Source organism: Microcystis sp. M109S1 (genome assembly GCF_020247025.1).
In the GTDB taxonomy this organism is placed as follows: Bacteria; Cyanobacteriota; Cyanobacteriia; order Cyanobacteriales; family Microcystaceae; genus Microcystis.
Genome location: NZ_JADBRW010000273.1, coordinates 1 through 5,856, shown reverse-complemented (window position 1 = coordinate 5,856; position 5,856 = coordinate 1). Strand labels below are relative to the sequence as shown.

At 43.7% G+C, this 5,856-nt stretch carries 5 protein-coding genes and 2 pseudogenes; 2 read left to right on the top strand and 5 right to left on the bottom strand.

All coding sequences use genetic code 11. The features are described 5' to 3' along the window. Nucleotides 1–364: 364 nt before the first annotated feature. The 4 genes from IM322_RS13520 to IM322_RS13505 form a co-directional block, all read right to left on the bottom strand. The gene (locus IM322_RS13520) at nt 365–736 is read right to left on the bottom strand and encodes a hypothetical protein (protein WP_287674928.1); all 372 of its coding nucleotides are present in this window, start codon (nt 734–736) and stop codon (nt 365–367) included. A gap of 800 nt (nt 737–1,536) precedes the next feature. Further along, complete coding sequence (locus tag IM322_RS13515; RefSeq protein ID WP_287169945.1) at nt 1,537–1,938, bottom strand: phosphomannose isomerase type II C-terminal cupin domain; 402 nt, start codon at nt 1,936–1,938, stop codon at nt 1,537–1,539. A 147-nt stretch (nt 1,939–2,085) separates the two neighbouring features. Continuing rightward, complete coding sequence (gene gatC / locus IM322_RS13510; RefSeq protein WP_287674925.1) at nt 2,086–2,382, bottom strand: Asp-tRNA(Asn)/Glu-tRNA(Gln) amidotransferase subunit GatC; 297 nt, start codon at nt 2,380–2,382, stop codon at nt 2,086–2,088. Nucleotides 2,383–2,578: 196 nt separating this feature from the next. Continuing rightward, a complete protein-coding gene (locus IM322_RS13505; protein WP_287674932.1) occupies nt 2,579–3,100 on the bottom strand; it encodes a photosystem I assembly protein Ycf3 in 522 nt (173 codons plus the stop codon). A 532-nt stretch (nt 3,101–3,632) separates the two neighbouring features. Here IM322_RS13505 and IM322_RS13500 point away from each other — a divergent pair. Further along, nucleotides 3,633–4,020 (top strand): annotated as a pseudogene (locus IM322_RS13500) (transposase); the annotation flags it as partial. 2 nt (nt 4,021–4,022) lie between these two features. Then, a pseudogene (locus tag IM322_RS13495) lies at nt 4,023–4,230 on the top strand (IS1 family transposase); the annotation flags it as partial. A 615-nt stretch (nt 4,231–4,845) separates the two neighbouring features. Here IM322_RS13495 and IM322_RS13490 read toward each other — a convergent pair. Continuing rightward, entirely contained in the window at nt 4,846–5,541 is a 696-nt protein-coding gene (locus tag IM322_RS13490) for a discoidin domain-containing protein (protein WP_287699158.1), read from the bottom strand. Between the last annotated feature and the right edge of the window lie 315 nt (nt 5,542–5,856).

The following is a 5,856-nucleotide window of genomic DNA, read 5'->3' as shown; positions in this document are numbered from 1 at the left end:
TGTCAGTCTGTAGAGCGACCATAAGACCAGAACAGAGTAAATCTGTTAAGGCAGGTGCGGAACCCCGCAAGGGAAAGAAGCAGAAACCTAAATCGTGAGGTTTGGGAATCACCGTCCGTTTACGGCGGTGAGGATGTCAAAATAGATGAAGTTTAACCTAATTTGAGCGAAGACCGACTCCCCAAAACGAAAACTTCGTACCTCACCATTCAGATAACTGCTTTAGCTCAATAACGATGAAAAAACCCGGTGAAACCGGGTTGCACTAGCTTGGAATGTGTATAGTCAACCGATAAAGCAGTTGAAAACTTAAATAAATCTAAATAGAAAAAAGGTAAGTAATTCCACTGTAAGAAAATCAGATTTAATGAACTACCCCGCAAGTTAGGGGACAAGAAGCATAAACAGCTTGATGAGAGGTTTTTACCTCACCGTGTAACCAGTGCAACCAGCTAACTTCATGGGGATGAATACCTTTTGCTGTTAATAAAGCGGCACTAATTAGGATAGCCAAAATATTGATGCCGATAATCATTCCCGCCACTAAAAGCACCGAACTAATCGGTAAAACTGACTGTAAGATAATCGCCGACAATGCTCCCACTGTCATCATTAATACTACTAAAGGAAATCCCACTACTAATAAACAGACAGTGAGGACGAAACTCCAGAGAAGAAAGCTTTTTAGCATTGCTAAAGAAACGTAGCCCCAGTTATTTCTTGCGGTTAATTGCATCTTCCTGACCTCTTACAAACTTGGTGGTCTAACTTTTCTGCACGTCGGCTCAAAGTTGATGAAAACCAGTATAGGGAAAACACCGAAGAAGATGAGCTATTCGCAATATAAATTTACAATCATCGCTGATCATCTATGTTAAATGTATCGAACTATTACAAGAATCGGCGAGAGGTATCGAAAACTTTACAATCGGTTTCTCTTGATCCCCAATGCAATTTCCTGCTGAAATCCTTGATCCCCGTCGCTAATCCTTTCTTGTGTCCCTGCCGTCAGATTTTTCCTCGTCTCGTTGTAACAAATATTTACAAGTACCTCTAGAATTCTCAGAAAATAGGTGGACGGGAGTTGGGAGATGGGAGAGGGGAGAGGGGAGACCACTTCGTACGCGTTGCGGGGGGAAGTGGGGAAGTGGGGAGAAAAAGCTGACGGCTTTTCTTTGTCACAGAATTGACATCCGGCCGTTATAGTCCTGACAAATGAGAGTTATATCTTGGAATTAATCCAGCAAAGGAATAAATCATTTCCCCTAACCCAGCTTTCCTCAAGCTTCCCACACAGGGTCTAGGGGAAGTTTATTTTTCTGCTTTACCCGTTCTTTGCTCACAACATGGTCAAAATCAATCCCCCTCCCCGCGCCTTTACCTCCCAGGGAGAAAACCGCTACCCGGCCGGAAAAGAAAATTTTTCTAGAACTTGACGAGCCTTGAGGGTAGGGAAGACAGTCAGGCAGACTAACCTAAAAAGGTTTTTGGGGCGGAAATATAGTTTCTTGGCCTTCTGTCTCCCTAAACACAGTCTTAGCTCTGATGACGAGCATAATCATCCTGAAAACGGACTATATCATCCTCTCCTAAATATTCCCCATTTTGCACTTCAATTAACACCAATTTGATCACCCCGGGGTTTTCCAGACGGTGAGCGGTACACTGCGGCACATAAGTGGACTGATTGGCTCCGAGAATTTCTTCGTTATCTCCACAGGTGACTTTTGCCGTTCCCGAAACGACAATCCAGTGTTCACTGCGATGGTAGTGCATCTGTAAACTGAGACGATGACCCGGATTCACTTCAATTCGCTTGATTTTATAACCAAGACCTTCTTCTAGGGTGGTGAAAGAACCCCAAGGCCTAAATTCTGTTGCTGCCGATTCTACGGTCGAAATAAGCTGAAATGGTGCCACATCTTGAGATGCGATCATTATATTATGTCTCCATTGCTAGGTCTGATCTTAGTCCAAGATAGCAGCAAAAACCCTAGATGGCATCTAAATCAGTAAACAATAAACAGTGATCAGTAATCAGTGAACTGAAAACTCAAATCTGATCACTGATCACTGATCACTGATTTAGTCTTCGTCGGTGTTGAGAATACGGGGAACCCGGAAATAATCCCCTTCTGGGGCCGGCGATTCTTGCACTAAGACCTCGTGATCGGGATAAAGTCTATTACTATCGGCGCGAGTGATATTTTGAATTTCGATCGCTCGCATGGTGGGTGGCACATTTTCCGTGTCTAATTCGCTTAACTGCTCGAAATAATCTAGTATCCCGCTTAATTGCCCCGCAAATTCTTCTTCTTCGCCGCTATTAATCTCTAAACGGGCTAAATGGGCGATTTTTTCAACTGTAGCTCGATCGATCATGGGAGAAATGGGGTTAGGGGTTAGGGGTTAGGGGTTAGGGGTTAGGGGTTGGGGGTTGGGGGTTGGGGGTTGGGGGTTAGGGGTTGGGGGTTAGGGGTTGGGGAGATGGGGAGATGGGGAGATGGGGAGAATAAATAAAAATAATCTCCTGACTCCTAACTCCTGACGACCGACTCCTGAATTCTGTCTCCTCAATTTAGAAGAAAACATCAATTTCCGATCGCCCGGTGATTTTCAGCCAGTTTTGGGCTTCAATGTAGTTATTGGGGGCTAATCGGATGGCTTGTTTCCAGTATTCTGCCGCTTTGTCGTAGAGTGCTTCCGCTTCGGCCTGTTGACCGTCTTCTCTGGCTTTTTCCCCCTGAAAATGGTAAATAACGGCGATATTATTCAAAGCGGAGGGCATTCTGGGATTAAGTTCGATAGCTTCTTCGTAGTATTCCAGAGCCTTTTCATGCTCGCCGTTACTAGCGTGGATAATACCGATATTGTAGAGGATATAACTGCGATCGTTAGGATCCTCTTCTAATGTTAAAGCCTCATAGTAATTATCGAGGGCTTCGGCGTATTCGCCGTCAGCTTGGGCAGACATCCCATCTCGGTAATAAACAAAGGCTTCCTTGGCTTTTTTATTGGCGGGGAGTATCTTTAAAATGATATCCGCCATGACGGTAAAAGATTTATCAATAAAATTATCGTTACGTTGAGTGCGTGGCATAGTTAGGACGATTAGGCGATCGAGATGACTATCTACCTTTATAGCACTCGCAAGCAACCCTAGGTCTGTTTTTCCGATTTTTCTGGCTAGGGTTTCGATTTAGAGGCTCTTTGCTAGTCCGGCAATGGCAAGAAGTTAATGGCTCATTCTGCTCCCACTTGACAAGGGTTCAGACGTGGACTCCAAGCATTTCTGCTCCGGTTCTGGGTTGAACATACTTTGCGATAATCAATACCTCAATTCCTTTGATTTAATGTAGCGCATAGCTACGCATTATCACTTTATTCCTGGATTAAATCTTGCTCCAGCCAAGAACCTAGTCGGAACGCATCTCATTCCGACGATCATTGGTGCAACTTTACCTATAATGTCGGCTTGAAGGCTATACTTTGCACGGCTATAACTTGCATTTTTCACTCAAAGAGGCGTTGCTGAATCAAGGTATGAATGACAACCTTGCACCCATCCAAAAGTTAGTTTGGGTCTAGGTTTTAAAAATCCCACAAAAGAAGATTCATATCTCAAATCAGCAACGCCTGACACTTATATTACAGCAACTCAAGTCTGTGAACTCCAGTCAAAAATAGCTGATTTAGGACTAATAATTCCTATCACTCTAGTATTAGATAATGCCCGCTATCAAAAATGTAAAATTGTTGAAGAATTGGCTCTTTCTTTGTCAATAGAGCTACTCTATCTGCCGTCTTATTCGCCTAATCTAAATTTAATTGAAAGGCTGTGGAAATTTGTCAAAAAGAAATGTTTATATGGTAAATATTATGAAAACTTTTCTGACTTTTCTTCAGCTATTTATTTATGAATGTCTGAATGATGCCCATCTGAAACATAAAAAAGAACTGGATTCCTTGCTCACTCTACGATTTCAGAAGTTTAATAAATCTCAGATTATGAACGTCTAAAGTATATCCCTGACGGGGATCAGATTGTTAGCAAAACTTATAGGACAAGGGTAGAGGGAGAAAATACAAGATTACGTCATTACAACCGTGCGTCTTCATCGTCAGACTCTCTGCTACTCAAAATGTGTCAAAATGTTAGAAAATTCCCTACCGCTTCTAATTCATTACCTTAAGTTTAAGGATGTTCCAGTTCCCTACACTTTTGCTTGATTCATCTTTACATCTGACAACGCCGGCAGTGGATAAAGCAAGAGGTGTAATAGCGAGTTTCACTGGGAAATCTCCTTAAATAGAATTAGGTCAAGTTAAGTTGGGGCATAGCACCCCAGCGCGTTTTATTTGTTTTTTTTGACCGTGTCTGTTACTTTTGATACAGTTTTTTTATTGTTTTATGGTATCGGAATAGGGAGACACGGGGACAGCACCGCTCAACTAAACCTACTCAAACCTACTTAAAAGCCTGAAAGCTTAGTCATTCGTAGTGGATTAAGCACGGAGCGGGTTAAACGGCAAACCCGTTATTCCCTGGTCAACGACATCGGGAATTACTTTTCGTGAACCACTCTCAAGGTCGTTGAGAGCTTCCTGCTTCAATGGGATGCGCTTTCTACCTCGAAAGATAGCCAGTCTTACTTTCCCGACCCCGGCATCCGTCCTAGTTCCTAAGACCCATACTTTTCCTGGCAACACGACCCGCCGAGGCTCGGTTATCGCTTAAGGAATAGTGGTCAAGATCTGTTTATCGGAGCATCGGTTTTTGAGAATTGTCTATGTGTTGGGCATTCATCCCATCGCTAAAAGCGAGGGAATTCTGCTGACACTAAGTTAAATTCTTTTTCCCAAACTAACGCCCGCTAAACCAAAGGCTAACAGAGCAAGCAAGGAAGAAGGTTCGGGGATTTTGGTTCCTGCAGCAAACTGAATCTCTGAGAAGCCAATGCGATTGTTATTGGTGGGGTCAGTGAACCCCCCAAAGTTACTCAGATTAGTAAATCTAACATGAGTCGCAGCGACTGAGGCAAAACTGAACTGCTGTGCGACCTGGCTGGTAGCTGGGGAACCAGAAGTTCCTTGAGCAAACATACTGGGAGCGCCACTCAGGGTACTCCAAGTTGTTCCACCGTTGTTGGAGTATTCAATCGTCACATTGTTAATTCCCTGACGGGTAAGCTCGGCACTACCACCGCCAAGGTTCCAGAAAGTAAACCCAGACAGATTATAGCTACCATTGAGATTAAACGTGATAGTACCTGAGGGAATTGGGGTGCCCTGCGTGTTAGCTAAAATATCTGACCGCCAAGAATTAGAACTGCCCGACGGAGCGTGAACTCCCGTCAGACTCGGAGTGTTACCGGGCAGCCCCTGGCCGTTGACGGCATTGTTTAGAGCCCATTGTGTTGATATGGTCGTTGAGGCAGTGACTCCAGGAATTAGAGTAGCGGCTTGGGCGTTTTGTGTTACACTCAACATTAAGCCAAAAGTGGCAGTGGATAAAACAAGGGTTTTAATAGTGAGTTCCACTGGAAGATCTCCTTAGTTAAAGGCTAGGTACAGTCAAAAGGATACAACGTATCCTTCTACATCGTATTTGTTTTTTTTGCCAATGTCCACTACTTTTGATGTAGATTTTTTTACTATTCTATGGTAGGGGAATCGGGGGACACGGGGAAAACGCCCATCTGGTGGCGCAGTTAGTGGGACTTAGACAAAAAACAAATCGAGAAAAGCCTCAACTCCAATCCCCGCTTGGGATTTACTTCGACCAAGCCCAAAATCGCTGAAACCCAGATATATCAAGGAAAATCATAAATCGAGGTTAACCCTTTGTCCCGTAAT